This is a genomic window from Aeromonas sp. TECH754 (genome assembly GCF_056279295.1).
The window spans coordinates 2,380,457-2,400,341 of sequence record NZ_JBWBRA010000001.1 but is presented as its reverse complement, the minus strand read 5'-3'; the positions used below and the strand labels follow the sequence as shown (position 1 = coordinate 2,400,341).

At 60.2% G+C, this 19,885-nt stretch carries 16 protein-coding genes and 1 riboswitch; of the genes, 9 read left to right on the top strand and 7 right to left on the bottom strand.

Features of this window, described 5'->3' with window-relative positions:
- Positions 1 to 4: 4 nt before the first annotated feature.
- Together ACZ9IL_RS10570 and fadE are read right to left on the bottom strand one after the other, a co-directional pair.
- Entirely contained in the window at positions 5 to 1,525 is a 1,521-nt protein-coding gene (locus tag ACZ9IL_RS10570; RefSeq protein WP_476003478.1) for an HD domain-containing phosphohydrolase, read from the bottom strand.
- 176 nt (positions 1,526 to 1,701) lie between these two features.
- Positions 1,702 to 4,158: an acyl-CoA dehydrogenase FadE gene (fadE, locus tag ACZ9IL_RS10565; protein WP_476003477.1), complete on the bottom strand. Its 2,457-nt coding sequence runs from the start codon at positions 4,156 to 4,158 to the stop codon at positions 1,702 to 1,704.
- Positions 4,159 to 4,418: 260 nt separating this feature from the next.
- Here fadE and lpcA point away from each other — a divergent pair, with 260 nt between their 5' ends.
- From lpcA to ACZ9IL_RS10550, 3 genes are all read left to right on the top strand, one after another.
- A complete protein-coding gene (gene lpcA / locus ACZ9IL_RS10560) occupies positions 4,419 to 4,997 on the top strand; it encodes a D-sedoheptulose 7-phosphate isomerase (protein WP_033129351.1) in 579 nt (192 codons plus the stop codon).
- Positions 4,998 to 5,082: 85 nt separating this feature from the next.
- A complete protein-coding gene (locus tag ACZ9IL_RS10555) occupies positions 5,083 to 5,880 on the top strand; it encodes a class II glutamine amidotransferase (RefSeq protein WP_476003476.1) in 798 nt (265 codons plus the stop codon).
- A 302-nt stretch (positions 5,881 to 6,182) separates the two neighbouring features.
- A complete protein-coding gene (locus tag ACZ9IL_RS10550; RefSeq protein WP_476003475.1) occupies positions 6,183 to 6,518 on the top strand; it encodes an Hpt domain-containing protein in 336 nt (111 codons plus the stop codon).
- Positions 6,519 to 6,532: 14 nt separating this feature from the next.
- On the opposite strand, the gene ACZ9IL_RS10545 is transcribed toward ACZ9IL_RS10550, so the two are convergent.
- A complete protein-coding gene (locus ACZ9IL_RS10545) occupies positions 6,533 to 7,456 on the bottom strand; it encodes a gluconeogenesis factor YvcK family protein (RefSeq protein ID WP_476003474.1) in 924 nt (307 codons plus the stop codon).
- Between the two features lie 109 nt (positions 7,457 to 7,565).
- Here ACZ9IL_RS10545 and ACZ9IL_RS10540 point away from each other — a divergent pair, with 109 nt between their 5' ends.
- Both ACZ9IL_RS10540 and ACZ9IL_RS10535 read left to right on the top strand, forming a co-directional pair.
- Positions 7,566 to 8,750, top strand: coding sequence for an FIST signal transduction protein (locus ACZ9IL_RS10540; RefSeq protein ID WP_476003473.1), 1,185 nt, complete (start codon positions 7,566 to 7,568; stop codon positions 8,748 to 8,750).
- Positions 8,751 to 8,768: 18 nt separating this feature from the next.
- Entirely contained in the window at positions 8,769 to 10,850 is a 2,082-nt protein-coding gene (locus ACZ9IL_RS10535) for a PAS domain-containing hybrid sensor histidine kinase/response regulator (RefSeq protein ID WP_476003472.1), read from the top strand.
- 242 nt (positions 10,851 to 11,092) lie between these two features.
- Here the strand turns inward: ACZ9IL_RS10535 and ACZ9IL_RS10530 are convergent, their stop codons facing one another.
- From ACZ9IL_RS10530 to narQ, 4 genes are all read right to left on the bottom strand, one after another.
- Positions 11,093 to 11,668, bottom strand: coding sequence for an LON peptidase substrate-binding domain-containing protein (locus ACZ9IL_RS10530; RefSeq protein WP_476003471.1), 576 nt, complete (start codon positions 11,666 to 11,668; stop codon positions 11,093 to 11,095).
- 319 nt (positions 11,669 to 11,987) lie between these two features.
- Positions 11,988 to 12,413 (bottom strand): globin domain-containing protein, encoded by a 426-nt coding sequence (locus ACZ9IL_RS10525; protein WP_476003470.1) that lies wholly within the window; start codon positions 12,411 to 12,413, stop codon positions 11,988 to 11,990.
- A gap of 203 nt (positions 12,414 to 12,616) precedes the next feature.
- Positions 12,617 to 13,255, bottom strand: a complete 639-nt coding sequence (narL, locus tag ACZ9IL_RS10520; protein WP_033129359.1) for a two-component system response regulator NarL — start codon at positions 13,253 to 13,255, stop codon at positions 12,617 to 12,619.
- On the bottom strand, positions 13,255 to 14,967 hold the full coding sequence (gene narQ, locus ACZ9IL_RS10515; protein WP_476003469.1) for a nitrate/nitrite two-component system sensor histidine kinase NarQ: 1,713 nt from the start codon (positions 14,965 to 14,967) through the stop codon (positions 13,255 to 13,257). Before narQ ends, narL begins: the two co-directional genes overlap by 1 nt.
- A 79-nt stretch (positions 14,968 to 15,046) precedes the next feature.
- A riboswitch (molybdenum cofactor riboswitch) is annotated at positions 15,047 to 15,200 on the top strand.
- On the opposite strand from narQ, the gene moaA reads away from it, so the two are divergent.
- The 4 genes from moaA to napA all read left to right on the top strand — a co-directional run bounded on the left by moaA (position 15,188) and on the right by napA (position 19,879).
- The gene (moaA, locus tag ACZ9IL_RS10510; protein ID WP_476003468.1) at positions 15,188 to 16,180 is read left to right on the top strand and encodes a GTP 3',8-cyclase MoaA; all 993 of its coding nucleotides are present in this window, start codon (positions 15,188 to 15,190) and stop codon (positions 16,178 to 16,180) included. (Overlaps the previous riboswitch by 13 nt.)
- A gap of 254 nt (positions 16,181 to 16,434) precedes the next feature.
- Positions 16,435 to 16,956 (top strand): ferredoxin-type protein NapF, encoded by a 522-nt coding sequence (napF, locus tag ACZ9IL_RS10505; protein ID WP_476003467.1) that lies wholly within the window; start codon positions 16,435 to 16,437, stop codon positions 16,954 to 16,956.
- Positions 16,953 to 17,231: a chaperone NapD gene (locus ACZ9IL_RS10500; protein WP_476003466.1), complete on the top strand. Its 279-nt coding sequence runs from the start codon at positions 16,953 to 16,955 to the stop codon at positions 17,229 to 17,231. The genes napF and ACZ9IL_RS10500 overlap by 4 nt, the downstream gene beginning before the upstream one ends.
- Before the next feature lie 158 nt (positions 17,232 to 17,389).
- Positions 17,390 to 19,879: a nitrate reductase catalytic subunit NapA gene (napA, locus tag ACZ9IL_RS10495; RefSeq protein WP_476003465.1), complete on the top strand. Its 2,490-nt coding sequence runs from the start codon at positions 17,390 to 17,392 to the stop codon at positions 19,877 to 19,879.
- The last annotated feature ends 6 nt before the right edge of the window (positions 19,880 to 19,885 follow it).

The following is a 19,885-nucleotide window of genomic DNA, read 5'->3' as shown; positions in this document are numbered from 1 at the left end:
TCGCTCAGTGCGCGCCGATATAGATGTCCTTGTGCTGTTCGCGAATGTCGAGAAACTTGTCCAGATTGGCCAGCATCAGGGTCACCAGCTGGGGATCGAAGTGCTGACCTCGTTCGGTTTCGATAAGAGCCATTACGCGATCCAGCGGCCAGGCCTGTTTGTAGCAGCGATCCGAGCCCAGGGCATCGAACACGTCGGCCAGCGCGACGATGCGCCCCTCCAGCGGGATGGCCTCGCCGCTGAGCCCGCGGGGATAACCACTGCCATTCCATTTCTCGTGGTGGCTGCCGGCGATGGTGGCGCCTATCTGGAACAGTGCCAGATCGCTGCCGGAGAGCATGTCCTGCCCCAGTTGGGCATGGGTCTTCATGATCTCCCACTCTTCCGGCGTGAGCTTGCCAGGCTTGTGCAAGATGGCGTCCGGGATCCCCACCTTGCCGATGTCGTGCAGGGGAGAGGCCCGCTTGATGAGCTCGCAGCGCTCCTCGTTCATGCCAAGCAGCTGGCAGAACAGCTCGGTATAGAGCGCCACCCGCTTGACGTGCAGGCCGGACTCCTTGGAGCGGGTCTCCACCAGCTCGCCGATGCGGTAGATGATCTCGCGCTGGTTGTCGCCGATGACCTCGTTGAGCCGGATGTTTTCCAGCGCCACTATGATGTTCTCGGTGAACAGGCTCAGCAGGCCGGTGTCCATCTGGTTAAGCGGGCGGGTGGTCTCGATGTGGAACAGCAGGTGATGGCGGGCATTCTGGCAGTAAAGAACCATCTGGTTGCCGTCGTAGACGTTGGCCCCCTTGGTCATGGCGTGGCGCAAAATGGCGGGGGCCTCGCTCAGCCGCAGGGGTGGTTCATTGCTGAGCAGAGGTTCGAGCTCCTGATCCCGGACCTCGTAGGCCAGGTGCTTCACATCATAGATCTGGGAGTCTTCCAGGTTGAGCAGGGCGCTGAGCTGGGTCTGGGCTCCCTCGACAAATTGGCGCAGTGCGCGTTGTTCGAAGATCCCCTTGGATGCCTCAATGACCTTCTCCAGTCCCTGCCGGTTGCTCTCCAGGGTACGGATGTCCCGGTAGGAGCGCAGGCTGGCGCGCAGCAGGGTACGCAACTTCTGGGAGGTGAGCTCGGTCTTGTCCTTGTAGTCGTTGATGTCGTAGTTGGTGACGACGTCATCCTCCGGCGCCTGACCGGGTTGGCCGGTTCGCAGCACAATGCGCACCATCTTGTTTTGCAGTTCATCGCGCACGAACTTCACCACGGCGAGACCGGCGTCATCAGCCTCCATGACCACATCGAGCAGCAACAGGGCGAGATCCGAGGTGGTGGCGAGCAACGCCTTGGCCTCGGCGGCCGAATAGGCGTGCAGAAAATCGATGGGCTTGCCGTCAAATTCAAACTTGCTCAGGGTGATCTTGGTGATGCGGTGCACTTCCGGCTCATCATCCACGATCATCACCTTCCAGCCAGCTTGTCGTGATGCGGGCAGGGGCAGATCGTCGTCGTCATCAATAATCAGGATTTGATCATCCATTATGCAATCCTGTGTGTGATCCTGTGCATACCTTAACTGCTTCATTAACGATAGGAAACGGATAGATTTACAAAATTTGATCCAGCTGACGTCTCTTTTTCGAGCCAGCTGGCGCAGGTAATTCTGGCATAAAAAACGCCTCCACAAGGGAGGCGTTTTGGCATTCAAAACCGGACTCAGGCTGCCCTGTGATAGGCGGAAGCCTCAAACAGCGACTTGTTGGCGACGAGATCGATGGGGTCGAAGTCATCCACGTTGATGGTCTGCAGGCGACTCTGCTCAGCGCGGCGCAGCAGCTCGGCTTCGGTCTGATTGATGACCCCCAGCGCGAGACCAGCATCGGCCACCTTGTCCAGCTGGGTGAAGGGGCGCTTGAGGCCTTCCACTTTGCATACCTTGTCAAACAGCGGCTCGGCGGCCAGCACGTCATCGAGCGCCTGCTCCAACAGCCCGAAGGGATTGCCCTGCTCGCGGGTGAGGTACTGACCCTCGGCCAGGCGGCTGCGGGTGGCACTCGGGGTTTGCAGCAGACGGGCGACCTGGTTGTCGAGCTTGTCACTCGGGCGCTTCAGATCGCGACCAAGCGGCAGCACGATGACGCGCAGGGCTAGGCCAATCCAGCGGTTCGGGAAGTTGCGCAGCAGTTCGTCGATGGCTTCCTGCGCCTTGAACATCGCATCTTGCAGTGCCCAGTGCAGCAGCGGCAGATCGGCCTGCTGGCGACCCTCGTCCTGATAGCGCTTGAGGGCGCTGGAGGCCAGATAGAGCTGGCTCAGCACGTCGCCGAGACGGGCGGAGACCCGCTCCTTGCGCTTGAGCTCGCCGCCCAGGGTGCCCATTGCCATGTCGGACAGGAAGGCCAGGTTGGCGGAGAGACGCGTCAGCTGCTGGTAGTAGCCCTTGGTCTGATCCTTAAACGGTGCCGCGGCCAGCTTGGCACCGGTCAGGCCCAGCCAGACGCTGCGCACCAGGTTGCTGATGGCGAAGCCGACGTGGCTGAACATCGCCTTGTCGAACTCCTTGAGCGCCACTTCCTTGTCCGGGTGGCTGGCGGCCAGCATCTCCGGCAACACGTAAGGATGGCAGCGGATGGCACCCTGACCATAGATGATCATGCTGCGGGTCAGGATGTTGGCCCCTTCGACGGTGACGGCGATGGGGGCGCCCTGATAACCGCGGGCCAGATAGTTGTTCGGACCCATGCAGATCGCCTTGCCGCCGTGGATGTCCATGGCATCGATGACGCACTTCTGGGCGCGGTCGGTGAGGTGATACTTGACGATGGCGGAGATGACCGAGGGTTTCTCCCCCAGATCGATGCCGGTCACCGTCAGCTTGGCGGCGGCGCCCATGATGTAGGCGTTGCCACCGAGGCGTGCCAGCGGCTCTTCGATGCCTTCCATCTTGCCGATGGGCAGCTTGAACTGGCGGCGGATGCGACTGTAAGCGCCGCTCGCCAGGGCCAGCATCTTGACACCGCCGGTGCTGTTGGAGGGCAGGGTGATGCCGCGGCCGACCGAGAGACACTCCACCAGCATGCGCCAGCCCTGGCCGGCCATGGCCGGGCCACCGATGATGAAATCGAGCGGCACGAACACCCCTTCACCGCGGGTCGGGCCATTCTGGAACGGCACGTTGAGCGGGAAGTGACGACGACCGATCTCGACGCCCTTGATGTGAGTGGGGATCAGGGCGCAGGTGATGCCGAGCTCTTCTTCCTCCCCCAGCAGGTGATCAGGGTCGCGCAGCTTGAAGGCCAGCCCCAGCACGGTGGCGATGGGAGCCAGCGTGATGTAGCGCTTGTTCCAGGTCAGGCGCATGCCGAGCACCTCTTCCCCTTCCCACTCACCCTTGCAGACGATGCCAAAGTCCGGGATGGAACCGGCGTCCGAACCCGCTTCCGGGCTGGTCAGGGCGAAGCAGGGGATCTCCTTGCCAATGGCGAGACACGGCAGGTAATGGTCCTTTTGCTGCTCGGTGCCGTAGTGTTGCAGCAGCTCGCCAGGCCCTAAGGAGTTGGGCACGCCGACGGTGGAGGCGAGCACGGCGCTGGCGCCGCACAGCTTTTGCAGCACGCAGGACTGGGCATAAGCGGAGAATTCCAGCCCGCCGTATTTCTTCTTGATGATCATGGCGAAGAACTTGTGGTCCTTCAGGTATTGCCACACCTCGGGGGAGAGATCGGCGCGCTCGTGGGTCACCTCCCAATCGTCGACCATGCGGCACACCGCTTCGACCGGGCCGTCCAGGAAGGCCTGCTCTTCGGCGCTGAGGGTGCTGACCGGAATGGCGTGCAGCTTCTTCCAGTTCGGGTTGCCGGCGAACAAGTCGGCTTCCCACCAGGTGGTGCCCGCCTCGATGGCCTCTTTTTCGGTGCGAGACATCTCCGGCATGATGGACTTGTAGATCTTGAACAGCGGCCTGGTCAGTTGATTACGGCGAAACTCCACCAGATTCAACGGGATGGCAACCAGGGCGAAGAGTACCCAGATCAACAGGGGGACCTGGCCATAGAAGGCACCTATGAGCAGGGCTACGGCCGTGGCCAGCGTGGAGGTGAACAGAGACGCCCGGCGATAAGCCATGGCGCCGATCACCAGGATCACTCCGAGCAGAGTGAGGGTCGTCGTCATTTTTCGCTCCTTGCATGAGTTGCCGAAGTTGGGGGAGAGTGAGTTAACTGATCCAGAGGTCTGACCTGTTGGATGTGGCCCCAGTTGTAAATCATGCGCACAAACTTATCAAGCTGTTTACAAGCTTGTTACCTCGGCGCTGTGATCGGCCTAACGTCTCGCAGGCGGCATCTTGGCGGGCAGGGGGGCGACGGCGAGATTGGCTTGTGCGACAATGGGTCGACCCTATGTTGGACGATACAAGAGAGACATCAGACGCCATGTACCAAGAACTTATCCGCAATGAATTGACCGAAGCTGCCACTGTGCTCCAGGCATTCCTGGCCGATGAGCAAAACCTGAAGAACATCGAAGCCGCCGCTCGCTTGCTGGCTGACTCCTTCAAGCAGGAAGGCAAGGTACTCTCCTGTGGCAACGGTGGTTCCCACTGCGATGCCATGCACTTTGCCGAAGAGCTGACCGGCCGTTATCGCGAGAACCGCCCCGGTTACGCCGGCATCGCCATCTCGGATCCGAGCCACCTCTCCTGTGTCTCCAATGACTTCGGCTACGACTATGTATTCTCCCGCTACGTGGAAGCGGTCGGTCGTCGTGGCGACGTGCTGCTCGGTATCTCCACCAGTGGCAACTCCGGCAACATTCTGAAAGCCATCGAGGCCGCTCATGCCAAGGGCATGAAGGTGATCGCGCTGACTGGCAAGGACGGTGGCAAGATGGCGGGCCTCGCCGACGTCGAGATCCGGGTACCGCATTTTGGCTATGCCGACCGCATTCAGGAGATCCACATCAAGGTGATCCACATCCTGATCCAGCTGGTCGAAAAAGAGATGGCCAAGTAATCGGAAGATGGCACTCAGGCCTCAGATCCGGCTAGCGCCATTGAATGAAGAAGAGATGCTCAAGCAAGTTGGGGGTTGACTGGATATGTGCGAATTGCTCGGCATGAGTGCCAATGTGCCGACCGACATCTGCTTCAGTTTCACCGGGCTGATGCTGCGGGGCGGCAAGACAGGACCCCACAAGGATGGCTGGGGGATCACCTTCTACGAGGGGCGGGGTTTTCGTACCTTCAAGGATCCCGAGCCCAGCGCCCAATCTCCCATCGCCAAGCTGGTGCAGGCGCTGCCCATCAAGAGCCGCGCCGTGGTCAGCCACATCCGGCAGGCCAACCGGGGCTGCGTGTCGCTGGAGAATACCCACCCGTTCACCCGCGAGCTGTGGGGACGCTACTGGACCTTCGCCCATAACGGCCAGCTGACCGGCTACAAGCGGCTGCCGACCGGGCGTCATCGTCCGGTGGGTGACACCGACAGCGAGCACGCCTTCTGCTGGCTGCTTGGTCAGCTCGAGCAGAAATACCCCAAGCGCCCGACCAATTTCCCCGCCATGTTCCGCCATCTGGCGAGTCTGTGCGGGGAGCTGCGCACGCTGGGGGTATTCAACATGTTGCTGTCGGATGGAGAGTTCGTGATGACCTATTGCAGCAACAACCTCTACTGGCTGACCCGGCGGGCACCCTTTGGTGAGGCCAGTTTGCTGGACGAGGACGTGGCCATCGATTTTCAGAGCGAGACGACACCGAATGACGTGGTGACGCTGGTCGCGACCCGGCCGCTCACCGGCAATGAAAACTGGGTAAAGATGATGCCTGGTGAGTTTTGCCTGTTCCGGTTGGGTGAACTGGAATATGGCAACGCCGCCAAGTTGCTGGTTCAGGAATAAAAAAATACCAGGGTAGAATCCTACCCTGGTTCTTCGCAGCAGCCATACAGGCAAAAAGGGATGAGAGAGGTGTTGCTGAGCCGCATCATTCTCATGACTCGCATTGTTATTTAAATGTTAATTTTGTTGCAACATTTAAATATTATCCCGCTGTGCCGACTTTTCGAGAACTTGAACTGGCTCACATTATGGTGTTGTTGAGGCAGCCGAGCGGCCCTCTCTCCCCCGCCAGTGCGGATGACAGCAAGCGGGTGGATCGGCTATATTGTGGTCTGTTTGGATACCATCAAAGGGAAAAGAAGATGGAGTGGCTGGATCAGAAGGTGCTGCGACAACTGGCAGAAGACATAGGTCACGAGATGATGCCTGTGGTCATCTCGGTCTTTGTCGAGGAGGTGGGTGCACAACTCGCCCAGCTCAGGCCGCTGTTGGAGCAGCGGGACTGGACTGCCCTTGCGCGCCTCGCCCACAGCATGAAGTCTTCTTGCGGCAGTTATGGTGCCGAGCCCAGCTACCGGCAGGTGATTGCGCTGGAGCTCGCTTGCCGGCGGGAAGATGCAGAAGACGCAGGCCAGTTGCTGGCACAGCTCGAACACTCCCTGCCGCAGGTCTTTTCCCACCTGGCCCGCTATCACTGATGGTGTGAGCGGGTTTACCCCGCCTTGTCATGGGCGAGGTGCCAGCTCTGGATCACCTTGTCCAGCGCCTGCCTGAGTTTGAGGCGATCGTGTCGATGGGGAAGGGCCGCCTCACCCAGACTGGCCTGGATGAGGCAATGGGCCAGCTCGGGCACGGTGGGGCCTTCGGGGGCCAGGATGGCATCGACCCGACCGCTGCCAATCTTCTCCTCCAGCCAGCGATACTGGTTAAGCAGCGTCAGCTGACCGGCGGGCCCCTCTTCTGCGACCAGATTGCCGATGAAGACGACGATGGCCCCGCTGTTGCGGATGGCCTCGGCGATGTCGCAGAGCAGCAGGGGGGGCATGACGGAGGTGAGAAAACTGCCTGGCCCCAGAATGATGATGTCGGCGTGGGTCAGGGCCTCGACGGCCTCCCGGGTTGCCGGCACCGCCGGCTTCAAGCTCAAGGCGCGGGGGGGCGTGGTGAGCCTGTCGATGGAGACTTCCCCCAGGATCTGGTCGCCGCACAGGGTATGGGCACACAGATCGGTGGGATGTTCGGACATGGGCAGTAGCTGGGGCTCTATCTTCAGCATGTCGCTGATGAGCCGGATGGCATCCAGCGGCCGGACACAGAGATTGTCGAGAGCCAGCAGCATCAGGTTGCCGAGGTTGTGGCCCGCCAGCTCGCCACGTCCCGTGAAGCGGTATTCGAACAGCAAGCTGCCGATGCCGGGATCGGTCACCAGCTGATTGAGGCAGTTGCGCAGATCTCCCCAGGCAATGCACTCCTGACTCTGGCGCAGGCGCCCGGTCGAGCCACCGTCATCCGTGGTGGTGACGATACCGGTCAGCCGGGACCCTAAAAACGAGAGGGAAGAGAGCACCCGACCCATGCCATGCCCACCGCCGATGGCGACGACCCGGTCAAAGTGAGTGATGTTTTTCTGCCGCATGCGGTCATCCTGTGGGGGGCCAGTGCGTACCATTCTAGTCAACGCAGCTGGTAATTGTTTGATAAGGGTATGATTTTTGCTTGCTAGCAGCATCACATACCACGAGGAGATGGTGTTGAACTTCCTGACGGCTCACTCTCTTGCAGAGACGACATTGCTGGCCGCCCAACAGATAGCTGAACGGCTGCTCGCTCAATCACCTCGCTCTCCTACGTTGTTGCTGGTCTATTTTACCCAAGCTCACGATGCAGCGGTACTGCGTCATGCGCTCAAGACCCGCTTTCCCGAGGCTCGCCTGATGGGGTGCAGCTCCTGCGGCGGGATCCTGACCGAGGCTGGCCACCATGCCCGGCTTGGCTGGAGCCTGGCCGTAGCCGCACTCTATGATGACAAAGGCGGCTACGGTGTGGCGGGCCAGCTCGGTGAGGCACCGGATGTGCGTCAACTGCTGCGCAGTGCCATCGCCAATGGCGGCCGCCCGGGTGAGCTGCCACAACTCATTTTGCTGCATACCAGCCCTGGGCTGGAAGAGGCCATGCTGGCTGGGATCGAGGCGGAGTTCGGCACGACGGTTCCCGTCGTCGGCGGCTCGGCTGCGGATGATGCGGTCACCGGCGACTGGCAGTTGTGCTGGAGCGAGGGGGAGGGCCAGCAGGGCTGCGTGCTGGCGGTGCTCTATCCGGATTGCCAGTTGGCCTTTCAGTTTCACTCCGGTTATGTGCCCACCGAGCAGCATGGCATCATTACCGCGCTGGATGGACGCGAGGTGCTGACCATCGACCACGAGCCGGCGGCGCGGGTTTATGCTCGCTGGACCGGGCGCAAGGCGCCCTGGCGGGTGGGCCCCATCCTGAGGGAGACCACCCTCTCCCCGCTGGCCCGTCAGGTGGGGATGCTCGATGACATGCCTTATCACAAGCTCTCTCATCCCGAGGCCGTGACCGCGCGGGAAGGGCTGCGCCTGTTTACCGAAACCCGGCTGGGGGAGCGCTTGCAACTGATGTACAGCAGTCAGGAAGGCTTGCTGCAGCGCAGCCTGAATGCGGTGCGGATCGAGCCCGAATATGGCATGGTGGGCAAGGTGCAACCGTTCGGGGCGCTGGTGGTCTTCTGTGCCGGCTGTCGGCTGGCACTGGGAGAGGGGCTGAACGATGTCGTCGACCAGTTTCGTGACCGGTTGGGGGAGATCCCCTTCATTACCCCCTTTACCTTCGGCGAGCAAGGACGATTGCCCCATGGTGAGCTGGCCCATGGCAATCTCATGGTGTCGAGCGTCATCTTCCTCGATAGCTGATAGGGTGTTGAACACAAGATGATAGGCAATAGCGAACTCGAAGCGCTGGGTGACAAACTGCAAACCACGCTGGTGGAGCTGGTGCGTTGCCGGGAGCGGGAGGCCAAATATCGCCAGGAGTCGCAAGCCTTGCTGTGTGGGGTGGCGACCCTGGCCGATGCCCAGAGCCTGGAGCAGGTGCTGGACAGCCTGATCCAGGCGCTCAAGCCCTTCATCGGTTTCGAGCAGGCGGATGTGGTGGCCTGGGGGGCTGCGAGCGGCAACACCCATCTCAGCACCCAATCCGAGGAGGTGGGGCGACCCTGGTCGCTGACGCCTCTCTTCTCCCGCGCCATCGCAGGAGAAACTCTGGTCATCTATGATCCGACCCAGTTGCCGGAGCTCGCCCCGCTGGCGGGCACCGCAGGCTGGGCCAGCGTCATGATGACGGGTCTGCAGGCGCCCGGTTTCTCCGGTGTCCTCATCTGCCGCCATGGTGTGGCGGGTACCTTCGATCTCAAGAGCAAGGCGGCGATGCAGCGCTGCCGTCCCCTTATCTCCCAGGCGCTGGTCAATATCGCCTATCGGGCTCGCCTGCAAGAGCAGGTCGATCTCAAGACCCTCGCCCTGCAGGCCAGTGAACAGCGTTTTCGCAGTTTCGCCGCCATGGCATCCGACTGGTTCTGGGAGACGGATCCCGAGCACCGACTCACCTATGTGTCTGCCCCTGGCTATCAGGGGGAGGTGCTCATTCGCCAGACCGGGCGCAGCCTTCATGACTTTGCCCATGACAAGCAGGACCCCGAGTGGTGCAAGTACCGGCACCTAATCGCTCGCTATCAACCCGTGCGGGCGATACGTGCGCGGGTGACGCTGGCCAGCGGCCCTTGCTGGATGGAGATCAACGCCGAGCCTTGCTTCGATGTCAGCGGCGCCTTTATCGGCTATCGCGGCACGGCCCGGGAGATAGGCAACCAGATCCGTCGGGAACAGGAGCTGGCACGAGCGCGAGACGAGGCCGAGACGGCCAACCGCGCCAAGTCGCAGTTTCTGGCCATGATGACCCATGAGATCCGCTCCCCCATGAATGCGGTGCTGGGGATGCTGGATCTGCTGCAGTATGGGCGGCTCGAGACGCCGCAGCAGGCCCTGCTCGGCCATGCCACCCACTCGGCACATCTGCTGCAAACCATCATCGATGATGTGCTCGACTTCTCGAAGATCGAATCTCACACCCTGGCACTGCACTGCGAACCGTTCCAACCCGCCCGGCTGTGCCAAGCCTTGGTGGAGCCCTTGCAGGAGCAGGCGCGTGCCAAGGGCATTCGCTTGCATTGGCAACTGGATGAGGCCTTGCCGGATCAGTTGCGGGGTGACGCAGTCCGGCTATCTCAGGTGATCGGCAACCTGCTTGGCAACGCGGTGAAGTTCACCGCCGCCGGTCAGGTGCGACTCGTGCTGGGGTGGCAGGATGAACGGCTGAGGGTCTCTGTGAGCGACACCGGGATAGGCATCTCGCCCGAGGATCAGGCCTTGCTGTTCGAGCCCTTCTATCAGGTCGACAGCTCGGCCACTCGCCGCTTCTCCGGCTCCGGGCTTGGGCTTGCCATCAGCCGGCGGCTGGTGCAACTGATGGGGGGCGAGATCTGCCTGCAAAGTCGCCAGGGGCAAGGCAGTTGCTTCTGGTTCGAGTTGCCCGGCATGGCGGCGCCTTGCGCCGATCTTGCCAGCCCGGTTAGCGATGGCGTCTCTATGCTGGATCTGGACGTGTTGGTGGTGGAGGACAGTCCGGTCAATCAGCTGGTGGTGTCGCTCATGCTGCAGAAACTGGTGTGTCGGGTGCGGCTGGCGGCCAACGGCCTGGAAGCGCTGGCACAGGTCAGTGAGCGACGACCCGATCTCATACTGATGGACATGCGGATGCCACAGATGGATGGGTTAGAGGCGACCCGGCGCTTGCGCGAGATGGGGTGCGAGGTGCCGATAGTGGCCTTGACGGCCAATGCGATGACGGAGGACAGGGCGCGTTGCCTGGAACAGGGGATGGATGATTTTCTGGCCAAGCCCATCAGTCTGGTCCGCCTGCGCAACTGCCTGTTACGTCATTGCAGGACAAGCTGAGCGGATTTTGGATAAAAAAATGGTCAACCTGGTGGTTGACCAATTCTTCAGCAAATACTGAAGAGAGCACGGGATAAATCGGGTTGTACGGTCATATATGAAAAAACCGTGCCAACTTTTCAGAACCTGTTATTGCGGCTTGCAGCTGAGCTATGCGCTATTTATTCTGCCAGCTCGTTGCAAAATGCTAATTATTATTTATCATTGTAAGAATTTTCGCATTTTGCAAAACGCTTGGTGACTCACTGTGCGATCAGTCGGCGCAGAAACTGGCGCGCCGCTTCACTGTTTTGTTTGGCAATCAACATCTGTTTTTCATAGATCGGCATGGGCAGGATCTCGAGCCAGCGTTGGCAGAGCCAGGCCGCATCGTCAAACTGCTTGTCCGGGTAGAGCTCATCCAGTTCAGGATATTGCTCAAACACCTCCCTTAATCTGCTGACCAGCTGCTTGTCGCTGAAGTCCGAGTGGGCGCTCGGCCAATTGGGCAGCGTTTCTACTTGGGCGTGACGCAAACCTGTCTCGTCCGTTTCCATTTCGTGGATGGAGAATCGTTCCAGGCCGAGCACAGTGACCCCGAGCAGGCCATCGTTGAGGGTATAAAAATCCGTTACCTTGACCCGCGTGCCGACCGGCAGGATCCGCCCGCACGTGCCCGTGCTGGTCGATTCCTCCATGACGATGCCAAAGCCCCGATCATCGATGAACGATTCCTTGAGCATCTGCAGGTGGCGTGGCTCGAACAGGCGCAGGGGGAGTTTCCCGCCTGGCAGTATGTGTGAGGGTAAGGGGAACAGTGCCAAGGGTTGAAGTTTCATGTTCCATCCTCCGAATAAGTCGCATCTGAATATGACAATGCAGTGACTGTGCCAGAGGATGGAAAAATCGGCCCATCGAGACCATCAAGAAGGAATTAATTTTAATTTTATTTAAAAATCAACTGGTTATTAATTAAGTAAATATTGGCTTCAAGATGACTCGTGGTGGGATACAGGTGAGTTTAAAGGGGCTCGAACATGCCCCATCTGCAGAATGGGGCATCATTTGCATATTGCACATCGACTCCCCGCAAAATGCCTGACATGCATTATCCGTCTGGTTAGGGGAGGACCCCTCCGGAGCTATGGTCAAGATGGGTCAAGCGAGTGATGTGGTGCGCTGATTCAACCCTTCCAACATCAGGGCCGAGATCTCGTCATACATCTGCGACCAGGCGTCAGCCAGTTCAGGTGTGAAACTCTCCCCCAAGCGCCGCGCCAGCACAGTCGTCAACGCCTGCTTCAGCAGCGCGAACTGGTGTGGCTCCACCTTGAATTTTTGATGCCTGCGACCGAGATCCCTGATGATGAAACCCAGGGCATCCAGCTGCTCCAGGCTGGTGATCACCGTGTTGAGGGTCTCCGATACCTTGGCGACCGGCATTCCTGCAGGATCGGGAAAGAGGTCGATCAATTCCGGTGACAGTCGGAACAGCTCCTCATACACCTCCCGCACATAGCTGTGATTCAATGCGGTGACCTTGCCCCATGCCTTTTGTACCAATTCGATCTGTGTGGTCGTCATGTCGCCCCTTCTCCATCCGTGGTCGCCTGAAAATAATAATGCAATAACTCAGTAAGATGTGGCGAGGTGGAATTATTTCATGTGCCCCGGTATTGGGCTCATCGAGGGAAGGGGTTCTGGTGCGACATCCAGCAAAAGGCCCCGAGGTGACGGGGCCTGATATGGGGATTGATACAGCTTGTCGAGTGATGCCTGACGCGTGCTTAGTTGCGCTGCTCCAGGTACATGACGGCGGCTTCTACCCGGCTCTGGGCCTCGAGCTTCTTGAGCAGGCTCTTGACGTGAACCTTGACGGTTCCTTCGGAGATATGCAGCACGGAGGCGACCTGCTTGTTGGACAAGCCCTTGGCAATCTCGCGCAGGATCTGCATCTCGCGCCGGGTCAGGCTCTCGAGTTTCTGCTGCAGGTGATCCAGCTCGTAGATGTTTTCCAGATAGGGGCGCAGCGGCTCGCTCAGGATCTGCTTGCCGGTCATGACATCGGCCAGCTGGCCCAGCAACATATCCGGCTCGGTGTCCTTGAGCAGGTAACCGTCGGCGCCGGCCTTGAGCAGGGCGACCACGTCCTGGCGGGCATCGGAGACGGTCAGGATCACCACTCGGGAGGTGACCTCTTCGGCCCGCAGTGCCTTGAGAGTATCGAGACCGGACAGGCCCTTCATGTTGAGATCGAGCAGAATAAGATCCGGTTCGGACTCCTTGGCCATGGCCACGGCATCAGTCCCGTTGGAGGCCTCACCTATCACCTCGAGGTTATCTTCCAACTCCAGCAGTTGCACAATCCCTTTGCGCATGAGGGGATGGTCATCCACGACCAGAACACTATATTTCATCTCGTCCATCAGGCGTCTCTTGTTAGGCTGGTGGGAAAGGTCAGGTGTACACGGGTGCCTCCTGACGGCAGCTCACTGATGGCCAACTGACCGTGCAACTTGCTGGAGCGCTCGTTCATGATGCTAAGACCGTAGTGATTGACCGCGGAGCTCGCGCTCCCAATTCCGACACCATCATCTGAAATCTGAACCTGGATGTTACCATCAGCGAGGGTCTCACAGCTAACCTCAATCAGCCGTGCGCCTGCATGTTTGATGGCATTGAGCACTGCCTCACGGATTAGCTGCAGGATGTGGATGTGCTGGCCGGCCTCGAGATCGGTATCAGACAGGCCGTATTGAAGCCTTATCTCGGCACCGGTCTGGGGTTTGAGCTGCTCCAGCATGACGGCGATGGCTTCCCCCAGATTGGCATCGCCTATGCTGAGGCGGAAGGTGCCGAGCAGCTCGCGCAATTGGGTGTAGGCATTGCTGAGGCCCTCGTCGATCTGCTGCATGGCGGCCTGCGCCTTGCCATGATCGCCCCTGGCGACGGAGCGCTTGAGCAGGGTGGACTGGATCTTGAGGTAGGAGAGCGCCTGAGCCAACGAGTCGTGCAGCTCGCGGGCGATGACGGCCCGCTCCTCCATCAGCAGCAAGCGCTGGTGTTGCAGCAGGGTCTGATCCTTGTGCAGGACCTGCGCCAGCAGCATGGAGAAGTTCTTCATCAGACGTTCGTCGATGGGGTGATCACTGATCATGTCGAGCCGCCCGTACTCCTGATCATCCATCTGCAGATAGAAGCTCACCACCGTATCCAGATCGCCGGGCCAGCCCTTGCGCCCCGTAATGTAGACCGGCATGGCGTTGTGTTCGAAGCGCGTCAGCCGGATGTAATCGATGTGCTGATGGGCTGCGGCCCGCTCCAGCAATTTTTGCAGGGTGCGTCGACTCAGTGGCGCAGCATGCAGCTTCTGGGCGGTGGAATAGAGGAAAGAGAGAGTGTCGTTGGCCTGTTGCAGCTTGGCCGTCTTCTCCTCGACCTTGCTGCCGAGCTCCCGATAGAGCTTGCCGAGCTCGTCAGCCATGGTGGCAAAAGCCCCCGACAGCTCCCCCAGCTCGTTGTCACAATGGGGGGGCAGGGTTAAATCGAACTCCTGGCGCTGGATCTGGCGGGCACAATAGACCAGCTGATTGAGTGGGGCGACCACCTGCTGGCGAGTGAAGCGCACCGTGAACCAGGCGATGGTGATGATGGAGAGCAGGCCCAGCCCCTCTGCCAGAGCCAGCATGCGTACCTTGAACTCGACGTGATACTGCATCTGGTTGACGAAGTCATCGATGGCGGCGACAAATTGCTCGGTGTTGTCGGTATAACGTCTGGGGGTGGCATTCTCGATGTGCTCGCGCATCACCTGCCATTGCAGCAGCACCTCGCCATAGGTGCGGCGCAGGGAGGCGGGGGTGATCCAGCGCTGGGTCTCTTGCAACTCACGGGCGTGCAGGGTCTGCTCGAACTGGGCGAGCCGCCCGAGCACGACCTGATCCTTCTCTATTTCGTAGGCCATGCGATAGGCCTGCATCCGCAGGGATCCCGACAGATTGATGGCCTTGGCATCGGGTACCGAATAGAACAGGGTGACCATGGCTACCAATGCGATCAGGCTAGCCATGAACAGGATGAGCACCATGGAGCGGCCGATGGCGCTGCTGACCGAGTGCACTTTGAACCACTTTCCCATACCGATTGGATTCCCTCGAATCAGACAATAACCCCACAAAGTAGCATGGGAGTGTACTCCAACTTGTGCTAGCATCGAAAAACTAGATGAACTCCGAGCTGTTTTGCCTAAGTCCTTGAGATAGGGGAAAACAGCCGTCAGCCGGTTGTCGATCGTCAACAGCCGAGCTGTAAGGGTCAGGAAAGAAATGCCCTGGCCTCCCGTATTTGGAAAGGTGTTTATGTTGCCACTTGAAGATGGTTTTTCCCGTCGTTTTTACTATTTGCGCCTGTCGGTCACCGACGTGTGCAATTTTCGTTGCACCTATTGCCTGCCCGATGGCTATCATCCCCCGGCAGGAAACGAGGGGCGCAAGTCGTTTCTCTCCCTGGAGGAGATCCGGCGCATCGTGTCCGGCTTTGCCGCTATGGGCACCCGCAAGGTGCGCCTGACCGGCGGCGAGCCTTCCCTGCGCCGTGATTTCACCGCCATCATCGAGACCGTGGCCAAAACGCCTGGGATCGAGAAGGTGGCCATGACTACCAATGGTTATCGCCTCAAAGAGCGGGCACAGGAGTGGTTCGATGCGGGCCTCACCGCCCTCAATGTCAGTGTCGACAGCCTGGATCCCCGCCAGTTTCACCAGATCACCGGCGAGAACAAGCTGGCGGAGGTGATGGAGGGCATCGAGGCGGCGCTGGCTGCCGGCTTCAAGTCGGTGAAGATCAATGCGGTGCTGCTCAAGGGGCTCAACGATCATCAGCTGGGTGCGTTTCTGGCCTGGATCAGGCACAAACCCATCGAGCTGCGTTTCATCGAGTTGATGCAGACCGGCGAGATGGACAGCCTGTTTCGCGATCATCACACCAGCGGTGAACTCATCAAGCGACAGCTGCTCGGCAATGGCTGGGTTCAGCAACTGCGCGGAGCAGATGACGGCCCGGCCCAGGTGTTCATGCATACTGAGTCGCAGGGGGGAGTGGGGCTCATCATGCCCTACAGCAAGGATTTCTGCGCCGATTGCAACCGGCTGCGGGTCTCCTCGGTGGGCAAGCTGCATCTGTGCCTGTTCGGCGACAACGGAGTGGAGCTGCGCGACTTGCTGGGGTCCGACGTCCAGCAGGAGGAGTTGCAGCAGCGGATCCGCCATGCCCTCATCGGCAAGGCCGCCACGCATCGCCTGCACGACGGTAACGCCGGCATGACGCCTCATCTCGCCTCCATCGGTGGCTGAAATGTTGATCTCCCGCACAAAAATAGCCACCGATTAATAAGCAATCCTCCCATAGGGGTAATTTGGTTTGCCCCGATTGCGGCTTATTGCGCCAAGGGTTTGATCCAGCGCAAGAATCCCCCCTGTTTATCTCCCTAGTGGTATATCACTGGACTTGTCAGAGTCGCAATATACACCCACGCTTCTAATTGGTATTGAAAATACCAGTCACTGTATTCACGCTCGCGTTTTGTCCCTGAAAAAAAGGAGTCGATATGCCGGATGGGGTCAACCTGTCACGCCGCAGTCTGTTTCGAGGACGACTGAGCCCGAGCGAACCCAAGCTGCAACTGCCCTGGTCCGTCTCCTGGGCCGATTTTGTGGCCGATTGCACCCGCTGTGGTGACTGTCTGGTGGCCTGCCCCGAACAGATCCTGGTCAAGGGCGACGGCGGCTTTCCGACGGTGGATTTCCTGCGCGGCGAGTGCACCTTCTGCACCGACTGTGTCACCGCCTGCCTGGCGCCGATATTTCGGCCGACCACCGAGACGCCGTGGGAGTATGTGGCCCATATCGAAGCGGGCTGCCTGGCCGGTGCCCAGGTCTTCTGCCAGCGTTGCCAGGACAGCTGCGAGCGGCTGGCGATCCGTTTTTCCCCCCAGCTGGGGCGAGTCCCTACCCCCAGCGTTGATAGCGAACAGTGCAATGGCTGCGGCGCCTGCGTCGCGGATTGTCCGGTGGGCAGCATCCGGATCGGAGTGCGCCATGACGACGCGCCGACAGGAAGCAAGCGATGAGCAAGTTGGAAAATAATATGAAGCAAGAAGAGTTCCACGTATCTAGCCTGGTGGTGCTGACCCAGCCCCCACAACGTCACCGGCTCGCCGAGCAGATCGCCGCCCTCGAGGGGGCCGAGATCCACGCCGTCAGCGACGAAGGCAAGCTGGTGGTGACCCTGGAGGGGCCGAGCCAGCGGCCCATCATGGATGCCATTGACGCCATTAATGCGATGCCGGGGGTGCTGTCCGCCGCCCTGATCTACCACCAGTTCGACGAATTCGATGGGCAATAACAAGGAATGACGCGTCATGAGGCTGAGCCAGCGGGATTCATCATGATGGCGGCCAGTGATGCGATACAAGTGATGCCGGGTGTGTTGTTCACCGGCCTGAGCTACTACCAGATCGATACACTCGACAACTTACGCGATAAGCAAAGTGAGGATATGCCATGAAGCTGAGTCGACGCGACTTTATGAAGGCCAACGCGGTGGCGGCAGCCGCTGCCGTGGCCGGTGTCAGCGCCCCCACCCTGGCGGCGAACCTGATCACCAGTACCGACAAGACCGCCATCACCTGGGATAAAGCGCCGTGCCGTTTCTGCGGCACCGGTTGCTCCGTGCTGGTGGGCTCTCAGGGTGGCCGCGTCGTCGCGACCCAGGGCGATCCCGATGCCCCGGTCAACCGTGGCCTCAACTGCATCAAGGGCTATTTCCTGTCGAAGATCATGTACGGCCAGGACCGGCTGACCCAGCCCTTGCTGCGTATGACCAACGGCAAGTTCGACAAGAACGGTGATTTCGCCCCCATCAGCTGGGATCAGGCGTTCGACATCATGGCCGAGAAGTTCAAGGCCACCCTCAAGGAGAAGGGCCCGACCGCCGTCGGCATGTTCGGCTCCGGCCAGTGGACCATATGGGAAGGTTACGCCGCCTCCAAGTTGATGAAGGCCGGCTTCCGCTCCAACAACCTGGATCCCAACGCCCGTCACTGCATGGCCTCGGCCGTGGTCGGTTTCATGCGCACCTTCGGCATGGATGAGCCTATGGGGTGCTACGACGACATCGAGCAGGCCGACGCCTTCGTGCTGTGGGGCTCCAACATGGCCGAGATGCACCCCATCCTCTGGTCACGGATGTCCGATCGCCGCCTCTCTAATCCGGACGTGCAGGTGCACGTGCTCTCTACCTTCGAGCATCGCAGCTTCGAGCTCGCCGACAACGGCATGGTGTTCACGCCGCAGACCGACTTGGCGATCCTCAACTACGTCGCCAACTACATCATCCAGAACGACAAGGTGAACTGGGAGTTCGTCAACAAGCACACCCAGTTCCGCCTGGGCGTCACCGACATCGGCTACGGCCTGCGTCCGACCAACCCGCTGCAGCAGCAAGCCAAGAACCCGGACAGCGGCGAATCCACCCCCATGAGCTTCGATGACTTCGCGAAATTCGTGGCGGATTACGACGTGGAATCGGTCTCCAAGTTATCCGGTGTCTCCAAGGAGAAACTGGAAAAACTGGCCCAGCTCTATGCCGATCCGAGCAAGAAGGTGGTCTCCTACTGGACCATGGGCTTCAACCAGCACACCCGTGGCGTCTGGGCCAACAACCTCTGCTACAACATCCACCTGCTGACCGGCAAGATCTCCACCCCGGGCAGCGGTCCCTTCTCCCTCACCGGCCAGCCGTCCGCCTGTGGCACTGCCCGGGAAGTGGGCACCTTCGCTCATCGCCTGCCCGCCGACATGGTGGTGACCGAGCCCAAGCACCGCGCCATCGCCGAGAAGATCTGGAAACTGCCGGAAGGCACCATTCCGGACAAGGTGGGCTATCACGCCGTGCTGCAAAGCCGCATGCTCAAAGACGGTAAGCTCAACGCCTACTGGGTGATGTGCAACAACAACATGCAGGCTGGCCCCAACATGAACGAGGAAGGGCTGCCCGGTTATCGCAACCCGGCCAACTTCATCGTGGTGTCCGATCCGTATCCGACCGTGACCGCCCAAGCCGCCGATCTCATCCTGCCCACCGCCATGTGGGTAGAGAAAGAGGGTGCCTATGGCAACGCCGAGCGCCGTACCCAGTTCTGGCACCAGCAGGTCAAGGCGCCGGAAGGGGCCAAGTCCGACTTGTGGCAGCTGATGGAATTTGCCAAGCGCTTCACCGTGGAAGAGGTGTGGCCGGCGGAGCTCATCGCCAAGCAGCCCGAGCTCAAGGGCAAGACCCTGTATGAGGTGCTCTACAAGAACGGCCAGGTCGATCAGTTCCCGACAGAGCAGAGCAAGGGCGTGCTGAATGACGAGGCCGAGCACTTCGGCTTCTACGTGCAGAAGGGGCTGTTCGAGGAATACGCCACCTTCGGCCGCGGTCATGGCCACGATCTGGCACCGTTTGATCAGTATCACGAGGCACGCGGTCTGCGCTGGCCGGTAGTGGACGGCAAGGAGACCCTGTGGCGCTATCGTGAAGGCTTCGATCCTTATGTGAAAGCGGGCGAGGGCGTGCGTTTCTACGGCAAGCCCGACGGCAAGGCGGTGATCTTCGCGCTGCCCTATGAGCCGGCCGCCGAGTCGCCGGACAAGGAATACGACATGTGGCTCTCCACCGGTCGCGTGCTGGAGCATTGGCACACAGGCAGCATGACCCGCCGGGTGCCCGAGCTCTATCGCGCCTTCCCGGATGCGGTGCTGTTCATGCACCCGGAAGATGCCAAGGCTCGTGGTGTGCGCCGTGGTGAAGAGGTGATCGTCGCCTCCCGTCGCGGTGAGGTGAAGACCCGCGTCGAGACCCGCGGCCGCAACCGCCCGCCCAAAGGCCTGGTGTTCATGCCCTTCTTCGATGCGAGCCAGCTGGTCAACAAGCTGACCCTGGACGCCACGGATCCGCTCTCCAAGGAGACGGATTACAAGAAGTGCGCCGTCAAGGTCATGAAGGCCTAAGGCGGG